This window comes from Seohaeicola sp. 4SK31, from assembly GCF_028802875.1.
Lineage (GTDB): Bacteria > Pseudomonadota > Alphaproteobacteria > Rhodobacterales > Rhodobacteraceae > Seohaeicola.
Genome location: NZ_JARAMP010000004.1, coordinates 199,864 through 222,559, shown reverse-complemented (window position 1 = coordinate 222,559; position 22,696 = coordinate 199,864). Strand labels below are relative to the sequence as shown.

The 22,696-nt window shown below is 60.5% G+C and carries 19 protein-coding genes; 15 read left to right on the top strand and 4 right to left on the bottom strand.

Translation table 11 applies throughout. The features are described 5' to 3' along the window. Positions 1-26 precede the first annotated feature (26 nt). A complete protein-coding gene (locus PVW27_RS05375; protein ID WP_274555791.1) occupies positions 27-410 on the bottom strand; it encodes a flagellar export chaperone FlgN in 384 nt (127 codons plus the stop codon). After that, the gene (locus tag PVW27_RS05370) at positions 403-711 is read right to left on the bottom strand and encodes a rod-binding protein (RefSeq protein ID WP_274555820.1); all 309 of its coding nucleotides are present in this window, start codon (positions 709-711) and stop codon (positions 403-405) included. Before PVW27_RS05370 ends, PVW27_RS05375 begins: the two co-directional genes overlap by 8 nt. 108 nt (positions 712-819) lie before the next feature. Between PVW27_RS05370 and fliK the strand changes: the two genes are divergently transcribed. From fliK to PVW27_RS05355, 3 genes are all read left to right on the top strand, one after another. Beyond that, the gene (gene fliK, locus PVW27_RS05365) at positions 820-2,433 is read left to right on the top strand and encodes a flagellar hook-length control protein FliK (RefSeq protein ID WP_274555790.1); all 1,614 of its coding nucleotides are present in this window, start codon (positions 820-822) and stop codon (positions 2,431-2,433) included. Positions 2,434-2,443: 10 nt separating this feature from the next. Next, positions 2,444-3,097, top strand: a complete 654-nt coding sequence (locus tag PVW27_RS05360; protein ID WP_274555789.1) for a flagellar hook capping FlgD N-terminal domain-containing protein — start codon at positions 2,444-2,446, stop codon at positions 3,095-3,097. Between the two features lie 146 nt (positions 3,098-3,243). Next, positions 3,244-4,134 (top strand): phosphotransferase family protein, encoded by an 891-nt coding sequence (locus PVW27_RS05355; RefSeq protein ID WP_338019934.1) that lies wholly within the window; start codon positions 3,244-3,246, stop codon positions 4,132-4,134. Positions 4,135-4,137: 3 nt separating this feature from the next. On the opposite strand, the gene ubiB is transcribed toward PVW27_RS05355, so the two are convergent. After that, complete coding sequence (gene ubiB, locus PVW27_RS05350; RefSeq protein WP_274555788.1) at positions 4,138-5,670, bottom strand: 2-polyprenylphenol 6-hydroxylase; 1,533 nt, start codon at positions 5,668-5,670, stop codon at positions 4,138-4,140. A gap of 1 nt (position 5,671) precedes the next feature. After that, entirely contained in the window at positions 5,672-6,424 is a 753-nt protein-coding gene (ubiE, locus tag PVW27_RS05345) for a bifunctional demethylmenaquinone methyltransferase/2-methoxy-6-polyprenyl-1,4-benzoquinol methylase UbiE (protein WP_274555816.1), read from the bottom strand. A 107-nt stretch (positions 6,425-6,531) separates the two neighbouring features. On the opposite strand from ubiE, the gene mutM reads away from it, so the two are divergent. The 12 genes from mutM (at position 6,532) to nosZ (ending at position 22,694) form a co-directional block, all read left to right on the top strand. Next, complete coding sequence (mutM, locus tag PVW27_RS05340; RefSeq protein WP_274555787.1) at positions 6,532-7,383, top strand: bifunctional DNA-formamidopyrimidine glycosylase/DNA-(apurinic or apyrimidinic site) lyase; 852 nt, start codon at positions 6,532-6,534, stop codon at positions 7,381-7,383. A 64-nt stretch (positions 7,384-7,447) separates the two neighbouring features. Next, a complete protein-coding gene (locus tag PVW27_RS05335) occupies positions 7,448-8,224 on the top strand; it encodes an enoyl-CoA hydratase (RefSeq protein ID WP_274555786.1) in 777 nt (258 codons plus the stop codon). A gap of 123 nt (positions 8,225-8,347) precedes the next feature. Then, entirely contained in the window at positions 8,348-9,931 is a 1,584-nt protein-coding gene (locus tag PVW27_RS05330; protein ID WP_274555784.1) for a DNA methyltransferase, read from the top strand. 159 nt (positions 9,932-10,090) lie between these two features. Beyond that, on the top strand, positions 10,091-10,354 hold the full coding sequence (rpsT, locus tag PVW27_RS05325) for a 30S ribosomal protein S20 (RefSeq protein ID WP_274555782.1): 264 nt from the start codon (positions 10,091-10,093) through the stop codon (positions 10,352-10,354). A 518-nt stretch (positions 10,355-10,872) separates the two neighbouring features. Next, on the top strand, positions 10,873-12,237 hold the full coding sequence (dnaA, locus tag PVW27_RS05320) for a chromosomal replication initiator protein DnaA (protein ID WP_274555781.1): 1,365 nt from the start codon (positions 10,873-10,875) through the stop codon (positions 12,235-12,237). 189 nt (positions 12,238-12,426) lie between these two features. Next, a complete protein-coding gene (gene dnaN / locus PVW27_RS05315; protein ID WP_274555779.1) occupies positions 12,427-13,545 on the top strand; it encodes a DNA polymerase III subunit beta in 1,119 nt (372 codons plus the stop codon). A gap of 40 nt (positions 13,546-13,585) precedes the next feature. Next, positions 13,586-14,689 (top strand): DNA replication/repair protein RecF, encoded by a 1,104-nt coding sequence (gene recF, locus PVW27_RS05310; protein WP_274555775.1) that lies wholly within the window; start codon positions 13,586-13,588, stop codon positions 14,687-14,689. A gap of 43 nt (positions 14,690-14,732) precedes the next feature. Further along, on the top strand, positions 14,733-15,353 hold the full coding sequence (locus tag PVW27_RS05305) for a LysE family translocator (protein ID WP_274555773.1): 621 nt from the start codon (positions 14,733-14,735) through the stop codon (positions 15,351-15,353). Positions 15,354-15,430: 77 nt separating this feature from the next. Beyond that, positions 15,431-17,848 (top strand): DNA topoisomerase (ATP-hydrolyzing) subunit B, encoded by a 2,418-nt coding sequence (gene gyrB / locus PVW27_RS05300; protein WP_274555771.1) that lies wholly within the window; start codon positions 15,431-15,433, stop codon positions 17,846-17,848. Positions 17,849-18,133: 285 nt separating this feature from the next. Next, complete coding sequence (locus PVW27_RS05295) at positions 18,134-18,520, top strand: hypothetical protein (RefSeq protein ID WP_274555770.1); 387 nt, start codon at positions 18,134-18,136, stop codon at positions 18,518-18,520. Beyond that, positions 18,517-20,745, top strand: coding sequence for a 4Fe-4S binding protein (locus PVW27_RS05290; RefSeq protein ID WP_432762043.1), 2,229 nt, complete (start codon positions 18,517-18,519; stop codon positions 20,743-20,745). Before PVW27_RS05295 ends, PVW27_RS05290 begins: the two co-directional genes overlap by 4 nt. Beyond that, on the top strand, positions 20,742-22,694 hold the full coding sequence (gene nosZ / locus PVW27_RS05285; protein WP_274555768.1) for a TAT-dependent nitrous-oxide reductase: 1,953 nt from the start codon (positions 20,742-20,744) through the stop codon (positions 22,692-22,694). The genes PVW27_RS05290 and nosZ overlap by 4 nt, the downstream gene beginning before the upstream one ends. Positions 22,695-22,696 lie beyond the last annotated feature (2 nt).

Below are 22,696 nucleotides of genomic sequence, written 5' to 3'. Positions count from 1 at the left end.
TACGCAGGATTTGTCACAAAACCTGCCTATGCACGCTTCTCAACCTGGCCGGAACGAAGGCTGGTGATGACGGTTCTCCGGCCGCTTTGATCATAGGTGTCCAATGTGTCGCGGATCCGGCGCAACGCTGCCATACGATCTACAGCGGCACGGATACCATCCATTGCGCCATCAAGAAGCACCTGATTTCGCATGGCTTTTTCGCGAACTGCACTGAAATCATCGGCCTGCTCGCTCTGAAGGGCATGCAGCGCATCAATCAGGCGTTCCTTCTCGCGCAGACCGCGCGAGATCGCGTCGAGATCGCCATCAAGTAGAGCCCTGCGCTCTTTGTCCAGAAGCTCGTCAAGATTGGCAAGGATCACCGCGGCCTGATCCAGCTTGCCGGGAGTTGTGTCGATCTCAGACATTCTGACGCTCCTTCAATGCGTGATACAGCGATTCTGACAGTCCGATTCCGCCGGCTTTGACCATGGTCTCGGCCTGCGATTGGAGCAGAAAGGACGCAAACTGCTCTTCGCCGATGCCGCCCCCAAACGCGGTGCCTGTGCGTCCAAGTCCGGCTGATTTCAACATTTCAGCTAGAAAACTTGCCTCCAGCTGCTGAGCAGCCTTGCGCAGGGGATCGGGGGCAACGCCTTGCTTCAAAGCGAGTGGACCAGATCGGTCATGGGTCTGGGTCGGTGCGACGAATGTAAGGGCAAGGGACATGAGGTTTCTCCAATTGAAGGGATTTTTTTGATCTTGCGCCTTCAGCGGTAAAGAACCGGTAACCAGACACATGCAATCTTGGGGACTGATCGAAATCCGGGGTGCTTCATGTCACTGACCGCAACACATGCCATGGGACTACTGCCAATCACCCATCTGCCTCATGCCGTGACGCAGCCGGATGTCCGGGCAGCTTTGTCGAACGCGTTCCCGGGCGCATCCGATCGTGCTCCTGTGGATTTCTCCCTGATATTCACGATGGACCTGACGGAAGAGGCGCCTGCCTCCGGCTCTATGTCGGACGATATGGTTGACCTTCAAGATAGCGACGAAACAGTCACTAATTCGGCTGAAACTCCGCAAGAGCCGCTCTTGGAACCAATGGATCACGAAAGGCAGGATTCTATGTCTGGGGACATCCACGATGATCAGCAAAGGGATCAAGTCGTGCCGCCCCAGCAAACGGGTGAAGGCATGGGCCCGTTGGTTCTAACGCCATTGGGTGACCTTCACCTTCGTGTTGTGTCTTCGGATCACCCAGGTGATCCGGACGCTGGGGTGTCATCGGTGGAGGCCACCGGGATTTCGGTTGCTAGCCGACTTCGACACGCCCCGTCTTGGGGTCCAGTTCTGCCCTTGCCTGACGGTGAAAGGCCGCGTGATCCGGTTCTTCAAGGTCCCACGCGCACGCCGGATGCGGTTCAGGCTCCTGTCAATGCCATGCATTCTGACCCGGCTACCACTGCCATAAAGTCACCCGACCGGCCTCTACATCTCATAGCGCCAAGTGACGGCATGGCGGCACCGCCGGAAAGGATCGCCCAAGGGGATGTTTTTCTGTCGGCACTGCGTGAACAAAAGGTTCTGCCGTACCACGCTACTGAGACTTTGGCCGATCCGTCATCAAACTCCAATCACGCGTCTGAACCCGAGGTTGGTCTACCGCGCAAGTCGATAATGAGCGGCACCGCAACTCCAAATGGGCTGATGTTCCGGGAAGTGCTCCAAAATCCTGTGAAGCCAAGTAATGCAGAACTGTCGCCTCCTGTCCAAACTGGCGTCGTATCTCTTTCTGCACTGACCTTGGCTTCACAGAAGGAACTACCGGCCAGTCCTCGGGTTGACGGGAACGGAGGGGGCGTTCCACCCGTCGTGCAGATGGCCGGCGCACTTTTCGTGACACCAACTCGCGCAATCACTCAGGCAAATCTGTTTCCGTTGGAAAGCACGCGATCCGCCGAGATGGATACTCCCTCACAAGACAACCTCGGTCTGTTGATAGCTGCGCCATCGTCCACGTCATTGTTGCCCGAAGTGCTTCACACGCGCCCTGAGAACCCGCGCCCGGTTCTTCAACAGTTGCTTGATGCAAGCGTCCGAGCGATCGAGCGACCGGTTGATCTGCATCTTAATCCCGAGGAACTGGGGCGAGTGCGGATCAGCATGACGATGAGCGATGGGGTGATCACGATGACTGTTCTGGCTGAGCGGTCCGAGACCTTGGATCTCATGCGTCGCCACAGTGATCAGTTGGCGCAGGAACTGCGACAACTAGGCTATGGCACGATCAACTTTTCTTTTGGACAGAGAGAAGGCGGAAAGGACGAGCGAACAGACAGCCAGCCAAGTGAGTCCCTGTCCGATCTGCCCGAGCCGACGGTAGCTGTTTTGCCCCGATACAAGCCAAAACTTCACGAATCGGGCCTTGATATCAGGGTTTAGGGAGACTGACATGACAACGATAGACACACTTGGGCCCCCTTTTCAGACGCGTGTGGAACCGCCTGCGCCGAAAACTGTCATCAACTCGGATTTTGAAACCTTCCTGAAAATGCTGACAGCACAACTCAAGAATCAGGATCCACTCAATCCGATCGAATCGAACGATTTCGCAGTTCAACTGGCCACTTTCTCATCGGTCGAGCAGCAGGTTCTGACGAATGATCTTTTGTCCGGGCTGTCTGGTCAGATGGGGCAGATGGGCATGGCACAACTGGCCGCCTGGGTTGGAATGGAAGCACGCGCACCGATCCCCGCCCGGTTTGAGGGTTTTCCGGTCACGCTGCAGACTAGCCCCCTCGCCACCGCGGACTCAGCGCGCCTAGTGGTGCGCAACGAAGGCGGCAATGTGGTTCAGACACTCGCCATACCGAACAGGCCGGAAAGTTATCGGTGGAGCGGTCAGGATGCTTCGGGCCAAAGCCTGCCACCCGGACTCTACAGTTTTGAAGTGGAAAGCTACTTCCAGAATGACTTGCAGGGCACCAGTGTTCCGGATGTCTACGATCGTATCGTTGAGGCCCGCAGTGATGCTGGTCGCACCATTCTTGTGATGGAGGGCGGAGCGACGGTTGATGCCGCCAGGGTGACGGCGCTGCGCAACTAGGGCGCGTCGCATCGGCACTGTGAATTCAGCGGATCTCGGGTTAGGTCAGGCAAGCCGATCCTTACGCAGGGTGGCGTCGATTCACCCCAACACCGCAACCGAGTGATCCACACGCCGTGAATGAACGCAAAGCAGACAAAACTGAAATGGTAGATCCGCCGCCTGTTCTTGTGCGTGATCTGATGGCCGCCGGTTTGGTATCCGCTACGTCGTGTTGGACAGTTTTACCGGGTGGACGCACCAATCAAGTCTGGAATGTCACGGACAAGGATGTCAGTCGAGTGGTCAAGCTCTACACTCCTTGTGCCGAGACGCCTCTTTTCCGAAACGACCCGCAAGCCGAAGCAATGGTCCTCGATGTGCTCAAGGGCAGCGGTCTTGCTCCGAAACCGGTTTTCAGCGGTATTCTGTCCTCGGGTCCGGTGCTGATCTATGAACATCAGGCAGGATCGCCGTGGCGCTCGGATGTTGATGCGGTCGCGCATGTCCTGAAGTCCCTTCATGCCCGACCCTGTCCCACAAGTCTCCGCGCGCTTGCCCCTGCGCCGGATGGGGCCGCGGCACTTGTGGCGCAAACGCGGGCTATTCTGGACCAGACGCCGTCAGAGCAAGCCGCAGCCCTCCGCGCGTTGGAGCCGCGCAGCGAGGTTCTGCCCTCGGGGCAACTCTGTGTGCTTCACGGGGATCCGGTGCCAGACAATCTGATCTGCCCGGACGGGGCCCATGCCGGTTTGCCGGTGCTGATCGACTGGCAATGTCCTGCGCTTGGCGATCCGATCCTTGATCTTGCACTGTTTCTGTCTCCGGCAATGCAGCAGATCTGCCGCGGCAAACCGTTGACGGCACAGGAGAGAGCATCCTTCCTGACGGCCTATGGCGACGGTGCCGCGACGGCGCGCTTGACGGCGTTGCAGCCGATTCTGCATTGGCGCATGGCTGCCTATTGCCTGTGGAAGATCACGCGGCCGACGCCAGATCCCTCCTATAGCCTTGCGATGGACCAGGAAATTGAAGCATTGCAACGTCTTGCGGTTTAGGTGTCAGAGCAGAAACATTGCCGCAATAGACCCGCCCGCCCCCGCTACACCGCCCAGAACCAGCCACAGCACCGGCCATAACAGGCTGGGACGCGGCGGAGGGTCACCGGCGCTGGCCTGTCGGATCAGAGCAGCCTCGACCAGACCGGGCAGACGCGGGCCGAATCGGGCCAAGACCTGCGCCGTTTTGCCAAGATCCCGCAGGACGGCGCGTGGGCCGATGCTTTGCTTGATGTAATCCTCGACGATGGGCTTGGCGACTTCCCAGATGTTGATCTGCGGATAAAGGCTACGCGCCACCCCTTCGACCACGACCATCGTGCGTTGCAGCAGGATCAGCTCGGTACGCGTCTCCATCCCGAAACGCTCTGTTACATCAAAAAGATAGCTCAGAAGCCGACCCATCGAGATCTGCGTGGCATCCATCCCGAAGATCGGCTCGCCCACAGCGCGCAGGGCACGTGCGAATTCATCGACATCGCGGTTGGCAGGCACGTAGCCTGCTTCGAAATGCACCTCGGCGACGCGTTTGTAATCCTTGCGGATAAAGCCGAACAGGATCTCGGCATAGACGCGACGGGTGTACTCGTCGATATGTCCCATGATCCCGAAGTCATAGGCGATGATGTCACCATTCGCGGCGACCTTCAGATTGCCCTGATGCATGTCGGCATGAAAAAAACCGTCGCGGAGCGCATGGTTCAGAAAAAGTTGCAGGACTCTCTCTCCCAAGAGCCGTCGGTTGTGGCCGGCAGCGTCTATGGCGTCGTTGTCGCCCAGTGGCACGCCCTCGACCCAACTCATCGTCATGACGCGACGGCCCGAGAACATCCATTGAATGCTTGGCAGACCAAAGCCCTGATCTTGTGCCGTATTCGCTGCGAATTCTGACGCCGATGACGATTCGAGCCGCAGGTCCAGCTCGCCCAGAACCACGCCTTCGAAATGGGCGATCACATCGGTCGGCCGCAAACGGCGCGAAGCAGGCGACAGGAATTCGATCATGCCGGCGGCGAAGTAAAACGCGTCGATATCCTTGCGGAAGGCGCGCTCGATCCCCGGACGCAGCACTTTGACGGCCACATCCTCGCCCGTGTCGCGCAGCCGCGCGCGGTGCACCTGTGCGATCGAGGCCGCGGCGACAGGCGGGCCGAACGCGGAAAAGACCTCGTCCACGGATAGTTCCAGTTCGGCCTCGACGCTGGCCTTGGCCTGTTCGATGGAAAAGGGTGGCAGTTTGTCCTGCAGGACGCGCAACTGCACCGCCAGTTCGTCCCCCACCACATCGGGGCGGGTCGAAAGGATCTGCCCGAACTTGATATAGGCCGGGCCCAACGCAGTCAGAGCGCGGGGCGCGGGGGGCATGGTCACATCCCCCTTGATTCCCAGCCAGCGGAAGGGCCAGACCAATCCCCGCATCACAATGCGGACAAGGCGCGGTGCTTTCATCGCGTCCAGAATCACACCCATCGCGCCGGTGCGTTCCAGTGTGGCGCCCGTGCGGATCAGGCGCCAGATGTTGTGCGGTCCGCGCATCTCAGATCTTCCAGCCGGAATGAAGTGCCGCGATGCCAAGGCTCAGGTTGCGATACTTGGCCTGTTCGAAACCGGCATCACGCACCATACCCAAGAAGGTTTCCTGATCCGGAAACTTGCGAATGGATTCAACCAGATACTGATAACTATCCCGGTCGTTCGCGATGATCTTGCCCATTGTCGGGATCACGTTGAAGGAATAGCGGTCATAGGCCCATTGCATCGCCGGATTGGGGATCTGGCTGAATTCCAGCACCATCAGACGGCCGCCGGGTTTCAGCACGCGATACGCCTCGTTCAGGGCCTCCTGCGGGCGGGTCACATTCCGGATCCCGAACGAGATCGTATAGACGTCGAAGCTGTTGTCCTCGAACGGCAGCGCCATGGCATCGCCCACGACCCAGTCCAGCATCCCTGCCATCTGCTCCGCTTCGGCCCGCTTGCGGCCCTCGACCAGCATCGGTTCGGTCAGGTCCAGCACCGTGGCATGGGCATAGCCTGCACGCTTGAGGTAGCGGAAACTGATATCGCCCGTGCCGCCAGCCACGTCCAGCAACCGGGTGCCTGCGCGCGGGGCCAGCCAATCCATCATCGCATCCTTCCAGATGCGGTGGATGCCCATCGACATCACGTCATTCATCACATCGTATTTCGACGCGACCGAGCCGAAGACTCCGCGCACGCGCCCGGCCTTTTCCGATTCCGGCACATCCTGAAATCCGAAATGCGTGGTTCTGTTGTCTTGCTCGTCCATCTGGCCTTGCCGTTCCTTGTTCCACTCCTTCTTATAGGGCGCGGACAGGGCGCTGCAATGCGCCCCTTGTCGCTCCGTCTGTCGCATCATGTCTTCAAGGTCGCCCCATGCCCGAATTGCCCGAGGTTGAAACCGTCCGCCGTGGCCTTGCCCCGGTGATGGAGGGGCAGGTGATCGCACAGGCGCAGGTCAACCGTCCTGATCTGCGCTGGCCCTTTCCCCCGCTGATGGCCGAACGCCTGACAGGGCGGCGCGTCATGGCGCTCAGGCGGCGGTCGAAATACATCCTGGCTGATCTGGACAGCGGCGAGACGCTTCTGATCCACCTTGGCATGTCGGGGCGGATGCTGGTGTCGGGTGACCCGCTGGGCCGGTTCGTGCATGATCATCCCGCCGCTGAGAAACATGACCATGTCGTGCTGGACATGGCCAATGGCGCGCGCATCACCTTCAACGATCCGCGCCGGTTCGGGGCGATGGATCTGCTCGACACGGCCACCGCCGAAAACCACAAACTTCTGGCGGTGATCGGCCCGGAACCCTTGGGCAACGACTTCAACGAACCCTATCTGGTGGCGGCCCTGAAAGGTCGCAATACGCCTGTGAAATCCGCCCTGCTGGATCAGCGGATCGTGGCGGGGCTGGGCAATATCTATGTCTGCGAGGCACTGTTCCGCGCCCGGATCTCTCCACGCCGCAAGGCTGGGCAGATTGCCGCAGCGCGCGTGGCGGGCATGGTGCCGATCATCCGTCAGGTGCTGGCCGAGGCGATCGAGGCTGGCGGATCGTCCCTGCGCGATTTCCGGCAGGCGGATGGCGAACTGGGCTATTTCCAGCACAGCTTCGATGCCTATGGCCGCGAAGGCGAGCCTTGCCGCGCAGCCGGCTGCACCGGGACGATTGCCCGTATCGTGCAGGCCGGGCGGTCGTCCTTCTATTGTCCGCTGTGCCAAAGATGACTTGATCGCCGCGCCCAAGCTGATACTCAATCGGGTCTGTCGACAACAAGCGAAAGCAGAATTCATGGCCTATGAGACGATCATCGTCGAAGTAGAAGACCACGTCGCCCTTATCACGCTGAACCGCCCCAATGCCCTGAACGCGCTGAACGATCAACTGCTGGGTGAATTGGCGGATGCGTTGACCGGGTGCCAGAACAACGAAAAGGTGCGCTGCATCGTCATCACCGGTTCCGAGAAAGCCTTCGCCGCCGGGGCCGACATCAAGATGATGGCCGAGAAAACCTTTGTGGATGTTTTCGCAGGTGACCTGTTCACACCCGAATCCGAACAGATCCTGCGCGTGCGCAAGCCGATCATCGCGGCTGTGTCCGGCTATGCGCTGGGCGGCGGGTGCGAGCTGGCGATGATGTGCGATTTCATCATCGCGTCCGACACCGCCAAATTCGGCCAGCCCGAGATCAACCTTGGTGTGGTTGCCGGTCTGGGCGGCACGCAGCGCCTGACCCGCGCCATCGGCAAGGCCAAGGCGATGGACATGAACCTGACCGGCCGCTTCATGGATGCCGAAGAAGCGGAACGCTCGGGCCTCGTGTCCCGCGTCGTGCCCGTGAAAAAGCTGATGGAAGAGGCGATGGCCGCCGCCCAGAAGATCGCCGAGAAAAGCATGATCACCGTCATGGTGGTCAAGGAAGCCGTGAACCGCTCGTTCGAAACCACTCTGCGTGAGGGGTTGCTCTACGAGCGTCGCACCTTCCATTCGCTGTTCGCGACCGAGGATCAGAAGGAAGGCATGGCCGCCTTCATGGAAAAACGCACCCCGCAGTTCCGGGACCGTTAAGCAACGCCGCAGGGCCGGGACGCAGCGCCCGGCCTTGCCGCGCGCGGTGCAACCTGCGGTATTGCCTTGCCGCATCTGCCCCACTACCTTGGACCTGTTTGGTTTGGTTCATGGTGACAGGGTATGGGCAATCACCTTTATTACGGTGACAACCTCAAGGTATTGCGCGAATCCATCAAGGATTCATCGGTCGATCTGATTTATCTCGACCCGCCTTTCAATTCCAACGCGTCCTATAACGTGCTGTTCAAGGGCCCGCAGGGCAATGACAGCACCGCCCAGATCGAGGCATTCGACGACACATGGCAATGGGGCGAGGAGGCCGAGACCGCCTTTGCCGAGGTGCTGCGCTCGCCCAACGGCGCCGCCGCCGAGATGCTGCGCGCCATGCGCGCCTTTCTGGGCGAGAATGCGATGATGGCCTATCTGGCCATGATGGCCGTGCGGATGCTGGAACTGCACCGCGTGCTGAAACCCACCGGATCGCTCTACCTGCACTGCGATCCCACGGCGAGCCACTACCTCAAGATCCTGCTGGATGCGGTGTTTGGGGCCGATAACTTCAAGAATGAAATAACTTGGAAACGAACGAGCGCGCACAGCGATGGCGGAAAGTTTGGCCGGAACACAGATATCATTCTGTTCTTCTCAAAAGGAAGAAATTGGATCTGGAATCAGGTGTTTAGCGAATACGATCAGAAATATGTAGAACGCTTCAGAAATACTGATCCTGACGGAAGGCGATGGACCGACGACAATGCGACTGCAAAAGGTTTGAGTGGCGGAGGCTATGACTATGAATACAAGGGCATCCGCTCATTGTGGCGATATCCAGTAAAGACGATGGAGAAACTGGATGCAGAAAACCGGCTCCATTTCACCAAGAACGGCGGCATCAGACTAAAGCGTTATCTTGATGAGGCAAAAGGGATGCCTGTGCAGGCACTTTGGGACGATATTCCTCCTCTGAATTCTCAATCTCAAGAACGCCTCGGCTACCCCACCCAGAAACCTGTCGCCCTGCTGGAGCGCATCCTCAACGCCTCCTCCAATCCGGGCGATGTGGTGCTTGATCCCTTCTGCGGTTGCGGCACCACGGTGCATGCGGCGCAGAAACTGGGGCGGGAATGGATCGGGATCGACGTCACCCATCTGGCCATCGGCCTGATCGAAAAACGCCTGCGCGATGCCTTTGCCGATGTGGCCTTCACCACCCATGGCGTGCCCACCGATCTGGGCGGCGCGCAGGCTCTTGCCGAGGCGGACAAGCACGAGTTCGAAAAATGGGCGCTATCCCTGATCGACGCGACTCCCGGCAATCAGGGCAAGAAGGGTGCCGATGGCGGCTTTGACGGCAACAGGTATTTCGGCAAGTCGAACCGCGCCATCGTCTCGGTCAAGGGCGGGCGGAACGTGGGCGTCAGCATGATCCGCGATCTGGATTCGGTTGTGGCGCGGCTCAAGGCGGATGTGGGTATCTTGCTGACGCTGGTGCCGCCCACCAAGCCGATGCAGGCCGAAGCCGCCGCCGCCGGGCAGTTCGAACTGGACGGCTTCAACCCCGTTCCCCGCCTTCAGGTCGTGACCATCGAAGAGGCGCTGAAACTGCGCGACCGCGCCGTCCGCTTGCCCGCCATCCGCGCCGACATGTTCCGCAAGGCCGCGCGTGAAGAGGATGGCGGTCGGCAAGCCAGCCTTGACCTGTGATCCGGCGATTTTTGCGGTTTCCAAACCGGGCGAAATCGCTTAAGGACCGCCCTACATGCGCGTGAGACCCGCTCTGGTCAGAATCAGCCGGTTGATGAAACCCGGTCCGGGCTCGTTGCGCGATACATATTCAACTGACCCGGAAAGTGGGAAAACACCATGGCCAATTCGCCCCAGTCCAAGAAACGCGCCCGTCAGAACGAAGCCCGTTTCGCTGTGAACAAAGCGCGTCGTTCGCGCATCCGTACCTTCATCCGCAAAGTCGAAGAGGCGATCGCCTCGGGTGACAAGGCCGTCGCGGCCGCCGCCCTTCAGGCCGCTCAGCCCGAGATGATGCGCGGCGTTACCAAAGGTGTGTTGCACAAAAACACAGTCGCCCGGAAGATCTCGCGCCTGGCCGCACGGGTCAAAGCCCTGGGCTGATCCAGCTAACTGATTGACTCGAAAAGCGTCGCCTGCGGGTTCTCCCGGGCGGCGCTTTTTGCATTTCACGGGCATCTTCACGGGTCCGAGAGATTCTTTTTCGAAAAGCGTGAGTCAAGGTCATAGTTCGGTTGCTTAGGCTTCGCCGCAATTGGTAATTTCAGCTTGCGAGTCACTTCGCCCTGGGGGGACAGGGGTGCCGAACGGCCTTGTTTACAAGGTCAAACGGCAGCGATGAGCAGAGGCTGCGGCATGATTGGGCATGTCGCGTCACCTGTTTGCCGGATCACCGCAGAAGCGGTGAACCATGTCCTTCCGATTGTGCATTGTGTGCATCCGCATCCTGATCGTGACCCTTGGGACGGGGCACGGTCTGCGGGCGCGGCATTCTGTGCTGATCGGTCATGAATCATGGACCTTGTGTCATTGCCGCTGCGGCAATGCTCAGGCTCTCTGTGTGCCATAGACCCGGGAGAGTGTGATCTCGCAGGACTTGAACAGGCGGGACTTGGGGACGAATGACACAAGAACAATGGGGACAGCTGCAGCGGAAACTTCTCAGCACAGTGGGCAAGAACAATTATGCCAACTGGATCGAGCCGCTTGAATTCCACGAGATTTCGGAAGGTGTCGCCACGTTCCATGTTCCGACAAATTTTCTGGGCAACTATGTCGCGCAGAATTTCGGCGATCTGATCCTGCATCAGCTGTCCGAAGCCGGTCAGGTCGTGCGCCGCGTGAATTTCCGGGTGCCGGCCAATTCCGCCCAGCGCCCGACACATGTCGCCGCGCCCTCGGCCAGCGAAGAGGTGACGCCGGCCGTGGCCTTGTCTACCGATCAGTTGCCGGGTGCGCCCCTGGACCGCCGCTTCACCTTTGACAGCTTCGTCGTCGGCAAGCCCAACGAACTGGCCCATGCCGCCGCGCGCCGCGTGGCCGAGGGGGGGCCTGTCACCTTCAACCCGCTCTTCCTCTATGGCGGGGTGGGCCTCGGCAAGACCCACCTGATGCATGCCATCGCATGGGAGTTGCAGACCAAGCGCCCCGACCTGAACGTGGTCTATCTGTCGGCGGAACAGTTTATGTATCGCTTCGTGCAGGCGCTGCGCGACCGCAAGATGATGGATTTCAAACAGATTTTCCGCGCCGTCGACGTGCTGATGGTCGATGACGTGCAGTTCATCGCCGGCAAGGACAGCACGCAGGAAGAGTTTTTCCACACGTTCAACGCGCTGGTGGACGGCAACAAGCAGATCATCATTTCCGCCGATCGCGCCCCGGGCGAGATCAAGGACCTTGAAGACCGGATCAAGTCGCGCCTGCAATGCGGTCTGGTCGTGGACCTGCACCCGACCGATTACGAACTGCGCCTGGGCATCCTTCAGTCCAAGGTCGACTACTATCGCAGCCAGTATCCGGGGCTGGAGATCTCGAATTCCGTGCTGGAATTCCTGGCCCATCGCATCAGCACAAATGTCCGCGTCCTTGAAGGGGCGTTGACACGGCTTTACGCCTTCGCCAGCCTTGTCGGCCGCGAAATCACGATGGAGCTGACGCAGGACTGTCTGGCCGACGTGCTGCGTGCCTCCGAGCGCAAGATCACCATCGAGGAAATCCAGCGCCGCGTGTCCGAGCATTACAACATCCGCCTGTCCGACATGATCGGCCCCAAACGCGTGCGCAGCTATGCCCGTCCCCGTCAGGTGGCGATGTATCTGTGCAAGCAACTGACCAGCCGCTCCCTCCCCGAGATCGGGAGGCGTTTCGGTGGTCGCGACCATACCACGGTGATGCACGGCGTGCGCCGTATCGAGGAATTGCGCGTGCAGGACGGCCAGATCGCCGAAGATATCGAGATGCTGCGCCGCACGCTGGAGGCTTGAGGCGCATCCTGCGGCCTTCGCAGGCCGTCCTCGCGCCTTTTGAGTGACGGACGGCCTTGACGCCCCCGCAAATCCAGCGGAAAACGCAAGAAAAGCCTTGAGTAGGCAGGTATTTGGGATACCTTGCTCATCCCGGACCGCGCCGGGTTGATCATGGCGCATGACCGGCATCGGATTAGGAGCGACGACATGAAACTCAGCATCGAACGCGGAACGCTTCTGAAAGCCGTGTCCCAGGCGCAGTCCGTTGTAGAGCGGCGCAATACCATTCCGATCCTCGCCAATGTGCTGATCGAGGCCGAGGGAAACACGGTGACCTTCCGCGCCACTGACCTTGATATCGAAGTGCTGGACAAGGCTCCCGCGCAGGTCGAACGGGCCGGATCGACCACTGTTTCCGCCGTGATGCTGCATGAAATCATCCGCAAACTGCCGGACGGATCGCTGGTGACCCTGTCAGACGACAGCGCCGCAGGACGCCTGACCGTGCAGGCGGGCCGGTCGCATTTCAATCTGGCGACCCTGCCGAGAGAAGACTTCCCGGTCATGGCGACTTCGGATTACGCCAGCAATTTCAGCGCGCCTGCCGGTGTCTTGCGGCGGCTGTTCGACAAGTCGAAATTCGCCATCTCGACCGAAGAGACACGCTATTACCTGAACGGCGTCTATATGCACGTCGCCGATGGCGACGGTGGCAAGGTGCTGCGTTGCGTGGCGACGGACGGCCATCGTCTGGCGCGGATCGACGCAGAGCTGCCGATGGGTGCCGAGGGCATGCCCGGCGTGATCGTGCCACGCAAGACCGTGGGCGAATTGCGTAAGCTGCTGGATGACGACGACATGAAGATCGCTGTCTCGGTGTCGGAAACCAAGGTGCGTTTTGCGACGCCGGACATCACCCTGACCTCCAAGGTGATCGACGGGACCTTCCCGGATTACACGCGCGTCATTCCGCAGGGCAACACCCGCCGCCTTGAGGTGGACGCCCGCGATTTCGCCGCCGCTGTGGATCGTGTGGCCACAGTGTCGTCGGAACGCTCGCGCGCCGTCAAACTGTCGCTGGATGAGGATCGCCTGATCCTGTCGGTCAACGCGCCCGACAGCGGTGCCGCCGAGGAAGAGTTGGCCGTCGCCTATGGCGATGAACGCCTGGAGATCGGCTTCAACGCGAAATATCTGCTGGAAATCGCCAGTCAGGTAGATCGCGAGAATGCGGTGTTCCTGTTCAATTCCGCTGGCGATCCCACGCTGATGCGCGAAGGCAATGACATGTCCGCGGTCTATGTCGTCATGCCAATGCGCGTGTGACCACGGCCCGGCACAACACTCACCAAAGAAAGGCCGGGGCGTGTCTGGCCTGTTCCTGACCGAACTGAATGTGTCTCACTTCCGCTCCCATCGTTCGGGACGGATGGAGTTGGACGGAAGACCTGTGGCCTTGCATGGGCCGAACGGGGCAGGCAAGACCAATCTGCTTGAAGCGGTCTCTCTGTTCTCGCCCGGTCGCGGATTGCGCCGGGCCAGTGCTGCCGAGATGGCGCGACGCCCGGAATCGCTGGGCTGGAAAGTGTCGGCCACGTTGCGCAGCCTTTACCAACTCCATGAGGTCGAGATCTGGTCCGAAGAGGGCGCCTCGCGCCAAGTGAACATCGACAGCAAGCCTGCCACGCAACTGGCTTTGGGCAGGATTGCGCGTGTTCTGTGGTTGATCCCCGCGATGGACCGGCTTTGGATCGAAGGGGCTGACGGGCGGCGGCGTTTTCTGGACCGCATGACGATGAGTTTCATCCCCGATCATGCCGATGCCAGCCTGACCTATGAAAAAGCCATGCGCGAGCGGAACCGTCTTCTGAAGGATCAGGTGCGCGATACGCATTGGTATGGGGCGATCGAGACGCAAATGGCCCGTGCCGGCGCCGCGATCCATGCAAATCGTCTGGCGGCCCTGAACCAGTTGCGTGCCGCACAGCATCAGGCAGAGACCGCCTTTCCAACCGCCGAGCTTGACCTGCAACAGACCGAAGGCGAGATGCCGGAGTCCGAGGGTGATCTTCTCGATGCCTTGCGCGAAAGCCGCTTCCGCGATCTGGCGGCAGGCCGCAGCCTTGTCGGACCGCATCGCAGCGACCTTTACGCGGTATATGCTGCCAAAGGCGTCCCCGCCTCGGATTGTTCCACCGGAGAGCAGAAGGCGCTTCTGGTGTCGCTGATCCTGGCCAATGGCCGCGCCTTGGCACAGGATTTCGGTGCGCCGCCATTGCTGCTTCTGGACGAGGTTGCAGCCCATCTTGATGCAGGACGGCGCGCTGCTCTTTACGACGAGATCTGCGCCTTGGGTGCGCAAGCTTGGATGACAGGAACAGGCCCGGAACTGTTCGACAGCATCTCTGACCGTGCGCAGATGTTCGAGGTGACGGAAGACGCTGGAACATCGCTCATTTCAGCGCAATAAGGTCGATGGACGACATTTCCTGTCTGTTGTGAGAGTCAAAGCCATGACCGCGTCACCCACTGATCTGCTGCTCTACGCAGGGGCCATCCTGATCCTGTTCCTGACACCGGGTCCGGTCTGGGTCGCCTTGACGGCGCGCGCCTTGTCGGGCGGCTTCGCCTCAGCCTGGCCGCTGGCAGTCGGGGTGGTGCTGGGCGACATCCTCTGGCCGCTTCTGGCGATCCTTGGCGTTGCATGGATCGTGTCGGTGTTCGATGGCTTCATGACGGTGATGCGGTATGTCGCGGCGGGAATGTTCCTGTTCATGGGTGTGATGCTGATCCGCCATGCAGGGGCCACCATAGGTACCGACAGCCGCCTGACGCGGCCGGGTCGCTTGGCCGGGTTCATGGCGGGTGTCGCCGTGATCGTGGGCAACCCCAAGGCGGTGCTGTTCTACATGGGGGTGCTTCCGGGCTTCTTTGATCTGACCAAGATCACATGGCTGGACGTGATGGCCATCCTCGCGATCTCCTGCACGATCCCGCTCTTGGGCAACCTTCTCATGGCTCTTTCGGTGGACCGCGCGCGCCGTCTTCTGACCTCACCGTCCGCACTCAGACGGGTGAATATCGTGGCCGGTATCCTGCTTTGTCTGGTGGGGCTCATAATCCCGCTGATGTAGCGCAAAATATGGGGCAATCGCGTGACATTCCCCCCAAGGTTTCGTATAAAATCCCGAAATAAAGAAGGATTGGCGGAATGTCCGACAACGAAAAGATCCCCGAAGAATATGGCGCGGATTCTATCAAGGTTCTCAAGGGGTTGGAGGCCGTCCGCAAGCGGCCCGGCATGTATATCGGTGACACTGACGACGGGTCAGGTCTGCACCACATGGTCTATGAGGTCGTTGACAACGGTATTGACGAGGCGCTGGCCGGTCACGCTGACCATGTGCATGTGATCATTCACGCTGACAACAGCGTCTCGGTGCGCGACAACGGGCGCGGAATCCCGGTCGGAATCCACGAGGGTGAAGGCGTCTCCGCCGCCGAGGTCATCATGACCCAGCTGCACGCAGGCGGAAAATTCGACCAGAACTCCTACAAGGTCTCGGGCGGTCTGCACGGCGTGGGCGTATCCGTGGTGAACGCTCTGTCCGATTGGCTGGAACTGCGGATCTGGCGCGAAGGGAAAGAGCATTACGCGCGGTTCGAGGGTGGTTTCACCGTCGAAAGCCTGCGCGTGGTGGGCGATGCCAACGGGCAGAAGGGCACCGAAGTGCGCTTCCTTGCCTCGACCGAGACCTTCTCGAACCTCGAATACTCCTTCGAGACACTGGAAAAGCGTCTGCGGGAACTGGCCTTCCTGAACTCTGGCGCGCGGATCATCCTTGAAGACCTGCGCCCGGCAGAGCCGCTCAAGACCGAGCTTTTCTACGAAGGCGGTGTGCGGGAATTCGTGAAGTATCTCGACCGCTCGAAGTCCTCGATCATGGCCCAGCCGATCTACATGACCGGCGAAAAGGACGGGATCGGCGTCGAAGTTGCGATGTGGTGGAACGACAGCTACCACGAGAACGTACTGCCCTTCACCAACAACATCCCGCAGCGCGATGGCGGCACCCATATGGCGGGTTTTCGTGGCGCGCTGACGCGGACGATCAACAACTACGCCCAGTCCAGCGGCATCGCCAAGCGCGAGAAGGTCGCCTTTACCGGCGACGACGCGCGCGAAGGGCTGACCTGCGTTTTGTCCGTGAAAGTCCCCGATCCGAAATTCTCTAGCCAGACCAAGGACAAGCTGGTCAGCTCCGAGGTGCGTCCCGCGGTCGAGAACCTTGTGAACGAAAAGCTGGCCGAATGGTTCGAGGAAAACCCCTCACAGGCCAAGGTGATCGTCGGCAAGATCGTCGAAGCGGCGCTGGCACGCGAAGCCGCGCGCAAGGCGCGCGAATTGACGCGCCGCAAGACCGCGATGGACGTGAACTTCCTTGCAGGCAAGCTCAAGGATTGCTCGGAGAAAGATCCATCAAAGACCGAAGTCTTCCTCGTCGAGGGTGACAGCGCCGGTGGTTCCGCCCAGACAGGCCGGGACCGGCGCACACAGGCGATTCTGCCTCTCAAGGGCAAAATCCTGAACGTCGAACGTGCCCGCTTTGACCGGATGCTGGGCAGTCAGGAGATCGGCAACCTTGTCATGGCGCTGGGCACCGGGATCGGGCGGGATGAATTCGACATCTCGAAACTGCGCTACCACAAGATCGTCATCATGACCGACGCCGACGTGGACGGTGCGCATATCCGCACGCTCCTGCTCACCTTCTTCTACCGCCAGATGCCGCAACTGATCGAAGGCGGTTATCTCTACATCGCGCAGCCGCCGCTCTATAAGGTCGGGCGCGGCAAGTCCGAGGTTTACCTCAAGGACCAGACCGCGATGGAAAATTACCTGATCGAACAAGGCACCGAAGGTGCGGTGTTGCGCCTTGGTTCCGGCGAGGATGTCACCGGGCAGGATCTGGTTCGCATCGTCGAAGAGGCGCGTCAGGTTCGCCGCATCCTCGAGGCGTTTCCAACTCACTACCCGCGCCATATCCTTGAACAATCCGCGATTGCCGAGGCGTTCGCCCAAGGCCGGGCTGATGCAGACCTGCAAGGCGTGGCCGATGCGGTCGCGAAGCGGCTGGACCTGATCGCCGTGGAATACGAACGCGGCTGGACCGGACGTATCACGCAGGATCACGGTATCCGCCTGTCCCGCGTCCTGCGCGGTGTCGAGGAGGTGCGCACGCTGGACGGTCAGGTTCTGCGCTCTGGCGAGGCGCGCAAGCTCAACCAGATGAGCCCCGCTCTCCGCGAAGTCTATACCCTTCCGGCCAAGCTGATCCGCAAGGATCGCTCGCAGGCGATCCACGGCCCGCTGGACCTTCTGGATGCAATCCTCAAGGAAGGCGAAAAGGGCCTGTCGCTGCAACGCTACAAGGGTCTGGGCGAGATGAACCCCGAACAGCTGTGGGAAACCACGCTCGACCCCGAGGCGCGTACGCTCTTGCAGGTCAAGGTCGATGACATGGCCGAGGCGGATGACCTGTTCACCAAGCTTATGGGCGACGTCGTCGAACCGCGCCGCGAGTTCATCCAGCAGAACGCGTTGAACGTCGAAAACCTCGATTTCTGAACGGACCCTGGAAGGCGGATCACCTCTTTCCAGAATCTGTCGTGTTGCACATCCCCAAGACAGGCAAAGTTCGACTTTGCCTGTCTTTTCATCTTTAGCACCATATCAGGCTGCCGATTGGCGACGGCGGTAACGATCCCGACTGTTGAAGTGAATCGCCTTCAGCACCCCAGACAGGTGCAACATCGCGCAAGTGTCCAAGCATGCCCATTCTTCCCTTAAAAGAGATATTCTATTTGATCCAAATCAAGGCTGCGCCGGGTCAGATTCGTCATGGTCTGCCCCATGAAACCAAACGTCTTCCATGTCCTGATCTGCCTCATCCTTGCTCTGGCGACTGCGCTGGGCGGGGTTGCGACGGGTCGGGCTGCGGGCATTGCGGCTCATGCAGCCAGTCTCAGTCCGATGGTGATCTGCGCCGACGGTAATGGTCCGCAGACCGTGCTGGTCGCGCGGGATGGAACGCCGATCGAGTTGCCTCACTGCGTCGGGCTGCTCTGTGAAGATTGCGTGCAAGCTGGGTCGGCCGCGATTCTGGCGGCTACCCCCTCGCCCAGCGCCCCTGTCGATATGCGCGCCGCTGACACTCTGTCCGGTGTCATCCTTCATCACCCGATTGCCGTGGCGCGGCCACGCAGCCGTGCGCCCCCGGTCGCGGAACCTATCGCATGAAAGCCCCTCTCATGACTGCTGCCTTTCGCTTCCTTGTGCTCACGCGCCTCCATCGCGCACTCGTCGCCTGCGCCGCCCTTCTGGCCATGGTGACGGCGCTTAACGCGCAATCCCCTCATCTTCCCACGTTTCTGTCCGAGGTGCCCGCCGCAACTCTGGTTGAGGGTGCCGATGGCTATGGGCCTATCCGCAGCAATCTGCCCGTGGCTCCTGTGCTGCGCGGCGAACAGACGGTGGGTTGGGCTTTCATCACCTCGGATTTTGTGGGCACCACCGGATATTCCGGCAAGCCTATCCATGTGATGGTCGCCGTCGACCTTGAAGCCAAGCTGTCCGGGGTGAAGCTGGTCAAACATTCCGAACCCATCGTCCTGATCGGCATCCCCGAGGCCAAGGTCGCCAAACTGGTCGCTGACTTCGTGGGCCTGGATCTGGTGGCAGAGGCCGCAGAGGGCGGGTCCGCGCATGAGCTGGACATCATCTCGGGCGCAACGGTCACGATCATGGTGATCGACGACTCCATCGTTCGCTCGGGGATCCGCGTCGCGCGTGCATTGGGTTTGGGCGGGCTTGCGCCTCTCTCTGCTCCCTCAGGCCCAAGGTTCCAGTTGAACCCCGATGCACAGGCCGCAGATGACTGGTTCACCTTGACCGGTGACGGCACTTTGCGCCGGATGTCGCTGGACGTAGGGCAGGTCAACGCCGCCTTCGCCGCGATGGATGATCCGCGCGCCGCTGCACGCCCGCTGACCGCGCCGGATGATACAACCTATATCGACATGTATACCGCGCTGGTCAGCGTGCCCGCCATCGGCCAGCAGCTTCTGGGCGCAGCGGAATATGCCAATCTGCAAGACTGGCTGGAAGACGGCGAGCACGCGATCCTTGTCGCCGCGCGTGGCATCTATTCCTTCAAAGGGTCGGGCTATGTGCGCGGCGGTGTCTTTGACCGCATCATTCTGGTGCAGGGCGACGATTCCGTGCGCTTCCGCGATCGGGGCCACCGCCGTATTGGCGAGATCATGGTCGATGGTGTCCCGGTCCTGTCCGAGATGGACATCTTCAAGATCCCCGCCGAGGCCGGGTTCGATCCGGCGGAACCTTGGCGGCTGCAACTGCTGGTTCAGCGCGACGTGGCCGCGATCGAACGTGTCTTCACGACCTTCGATCTGGGCTATCAATTGCCCGAGGCCTATCTGCGGCCCGTCGTGGCCCCCGTAGCCGAAGCCCCTGTCATCGGAAACGATTCAGCCGAATCCGCGGCACAAACCGCCCTTTGGACCCGGATCTGGCGCGACAAGACGGTCGAGATCGCAGGCTTGGGCGCGATGCTGTCTGTCCTGACCCTGGCCTTCTTCTTTCAGGGTTACCTGACCAGATCCGCCCGCGCGGTCACATGGTTCCGTATGGGGTTCCTGACGGTGACGCTGGTGTTTCTGGGCTGGTATGCGAATGCGCAGCTTTCGGTCGTGAACCTGATGGCATTGTTTGGCGCGCTGACCACGCAGTTCAGCTGGCAGGCTTTTCTGCTGGACCCGCTGACCTTCATCCTGTGGTTCGCCGTGGCCGCCGCGCTGATCTTCTGGGGACGCGGGGCCTATTGTGGCTGGCTTTGCCCCTTTGGTGCGTTGCAGGAACTGACGAACCGCATCGCGCGCCGCCTGGGCGTACCGCAATGGACCCTGCCCTGGGGACTGCACGAGCGGTTGTGGCCTGTCAAATACATGATCTTCCTCGGTCTTTTCGGCGTGTCGCTGGCCTCTATCGAAACGGCCGAGCATCTGGCCGAGGTTGAACCCTTCAAGACCGCCATCGTGCTGAAATTCATGCGTGCATGGCCTTTTGTCGCCTATGCGCTGGCCCTTCTGGCCGCCGGGCTGTTCGTGGAACGCTTCTACTGCCGTTATCTCTGCCCCCTGGGCGCGGCACTGGCGATCCCCGCACGGTTGCGCATGTTCGACTGGCTCAAGCGCTACCGCGAATGCGGCAACCCCTGCCAGACCTGTGCCAACGAATGCATGGTGCAGGCCATCCATCCCACTGGCGAGATCAACCCGAACGAGTGCCTGAACTGCATGCACTGTCAGGTCCTCTACCAGTCGGAGACCAAATGTCCGGTCGTCATCAAGAAGCTGAAGCGCAGACACAGCGCGTCGGACAGCGCGGCAGCGCTGGACCGGATGATCGAGAACCACCCCAACATGAAGAAAGGGACTACAGCATGACAACCGATAGCAACAGGCAAGGCATCAGCCGCCGGGGCCTTTTGGGCGCGACGGCAGGCGGGGCCGCGGCGCTGGGTGCGCTGGGCGGATCGCGCATGGCACTTCTGGGCGGCGCCGCAGGTATAGCCACGGCATCGGCCGTGACGCCGACGACCGCATCTGCCGCCACCAACGGCGCGCATCTGGCACCCGGTGAACTGGACGAATATTACGGTTTCTGGTCCTCGGGCCAGACAGGCGAGGTTCGCATCCTCGGTATCCCCTCGATGCGCGAACTGATGCGGATCCCGGTATTCAACCGCTGTTCGGCCACAGGCTGGGGCCAGACCAACGAGTCGCTCAAGATCATGACCGACGGGATGAGCGAGCGGACCAAGAACTACCTCGCCGCCAATGGCAAGAAAGTGCACGACAACGGCGACCTTCACCACGTGCACATGTCCTTTACCGAGGGCAAGTATGACGGGCGCTATCTCTTCATGAACGACAAGGCCAATACCCGCGTGGCGCGGGTCCGGCTGGACGTGATGAAGCCCGACAAGATTCTCGAGATCCCCAATGCCAAGGCGATCCATGGTCTGCGCCCGCAGAAATGGCCGCGCACCAACTATGTCTTCGCCAATGGCGAGGATGAAGGCCCGATGGTCAATGACGGCAAGGTGCTGGATGATCCCTCGCAATACGTGAACTTCTACACCGCTATCGACGCCGACAAGATGGAGGTCGCATGGCAGGTGATGGTGTCGGGCAACCTTGACAACACCGATGCAGATTACGACGGCAAATACGCCTTCTCGACCTCCTACAACTCGGAAATGGGGATGACCCTTGCCGAGATGACGGAAGCCGAACGTGACCATGTTGTCGTCTTCAATCTGGCCGAGATCGAGAAAGGGATCGCTGCCGGCGACTTCATCGAGTTGAACGGCGTCAAGGTCGTCGATGGGCGCAAGGGTCAGAACAAGAACTACACCCGCTATATCCCGGTGCCCAACAACCCGCATGGTTGCAACATGGCACCTGACAAGATCCACCTGTGCATCGCGGGTAAACTGTCGCCCACGGTCACCGTGATCGACGTGCGCAAGCTGGATGCTGTGTTCAACGACGACGCCGATCCCCGCTCTGCCGTGGTGGCCGAGCCGGAACTGGGCCTTGGCCCGCTCCACACGGCCTTTGATGGCAAGGGCAACGCCCTGACCACGCTGTTTCTGGACAGCCAGGTCGTGGTCTGGAACATCGAAGACGCCGTCCGCGCCTATGCGGGTGAGAACGTGGATCCGATCCGGTCCAAGGTGGATGTGCATTACCAACCCGGCCACAACTCGACCTCGATGGGTGAGACGCTGGACGCGGATGGCAAGTGGTTCATTTCGATGAACAAATTCTCCAAGGACCGCTTCCTGAACGTGGGCCCGCTGAAACCCGAGAACGAGCAGTTGTTCAGCATGGATGGCACCGATCTGACGCTGTTGCATGACGGCCCGACCTTCGCCGAACCGCATGACAGCATCATCGTGCACCGTTCGCTGGTGAACCCGCGCGACAACTGGGAGCGGAACGATCCCATGTGGGCCGCTACCCGCGCACAGGCCGAGGCGGACGGCGTCAACATCGACGACTGGGCCGATACGATCATCCGCGACGGCAACAAGGTGCGGGTCTACATGTCCAGTCAGGCCCCGTCCTTCAGCATCGAAACCTTCACCGTCAAGGAAGGTGACGAGGTCACGATCATCGTGACCAACCTCGATGACATCGACGACCTGACACATGGGTTCTGCATGGGTGACCACGGGCTTGCCTTCGAGGTCGCTCCGCAGGCGACAGCCTCGGCCACCTTCGTGGCGGCGAAACCGGGCGTCTATTGGTATTACTGCCAGTGGTTCTGCCACGCGCTGCACATGGAAATGCGCGGCCGCATGTTCGTCGAACCGAAAGGCGCCTGATC

Excerpts from the sequence above, each read along its gene's own strand:
- PVW27_RS05305 (WP_274555773.1), top strand. The coding sequence starts at position 14,733 with ATGACCGCGTCACCCACTGATCTGCTGCTCTACGCAGGGGCCATCCTG.
- PVW27_RS05290 (WP_432762043.1), top strand. The coding sequence starts at position 18,517 with ATGAAAGCCCCTCTCATGACTGCTGCCTTTCGCTTCCTTGTGCTCACG.
- PVW27_RS05295 (WP_274555770.1), top strand. The coding sequence starts at position 18,134 with ATGAAACCAAACGTCTTCCATGTCCTGATCTGCCTCATCCTTGCTCTG.
- nosZ (WP_274555768.1), top strand. The coding sequence starts at position 20,742 with ATGACAACCGATAGCAACAGGCAAGGCATCAGCCGCCGGGGCCTTTTG.
- PVW27_RS05330 (WP_274555784.1), top strand. The coding sequence starts at position 8,348 with ATGGGCAATCACCTTTATTACGGTGACAACCTCAAGGTATTGCGCGAA.
- gyrB (WP_274555771.1), top strand. The coding sequence starts at position 15,431 with ATGTCCGACAACGAAAAGATCCCCGAAGAATATGGCGCGGATTCTATC.
- dnaA (WP_274555781.1), top strand. The coding sequence starts at position 10,873 with ATGACACAAGAACAATGGGGACAGCTGCAGCGGAAACTTCTCAGCACA.
- fliK (WP_274555790.1), top strand. The coding sequence starts at position 820 with ATGTCACTGACCGCAACACATGCCATGGGACTACTGCCAATCACCCAT.
- PVW27_RS05335 (WP_274555786.1), top strand. The coding sequence starts at position 7,448 with ATGGCCTATGAGACGATCATCGTCGAAGTAGAAGACCACGTCGCCCTT.
- mutM (WP_274555787.1), top strand. The coding sequence starts at position 6,532 with ATGCCCGAATTGCCCGAGGTTGAAACCGTCCGCCGTGGCCTTGCCCCG.
- PVW27_RS05375 (WP_274555791.1), bottom strand. The coding sequence starts at position 410 with ATGTCTGAGATCGACACAACTCCCGGCAAGCTGGATCAGGCCGCGGTG.
- dnaN (WP_274555779.1), top strand. The coding sequence starts at position 12,427 with ATGAAACTCAGCATCGAACGCGGAACGCTTCTGAAAGCCGTGTCCCAG.
- rpsT (WP_274555782.1), top strand. The coding sequence starts at position 10,091 with ATGGCCAATTCGCCCCAGTCCAAGAAACGCGCCCGTCAGAACGAAGCC.
- PVW27_RS05360 (WP_274555789.1), top strand. The coding sequence starts at position 2,444 with ATGACAACGATAGACACACTTGGGCCCCCTTTTCAGACGCGTGTGGAA.
- ubiE (WP_274555816.1), bottom strand. The coding sequence starts at position 6,424 with ATGGACGAGCAAGACAACAGAACCACGCATTTCGGATTTCAGGATGTG.
- PVW27_RS05355 (WP_338019934.1), top strand. The coding sequence starts at position 3,244 with ATGGTAGATCCGCCGCCTGTTCTTGTGCGTGATCTGATGGCCGCCGGT.
- ubiB (WP_274555788.1), bottom strand. The coding sequence starts at position 5,670 with ATGCGCGGACCGCACAACATCTGGCGCCTGATCCGCACGGGCGCCACA.
- PVW27_RS05370 (WP_274555820.1), bottom strand. The coding sequence starts at position 711 with ATGTCCCTTGCCCTTACATTCGTCGCACCGACCCAGACCCATGACCGA.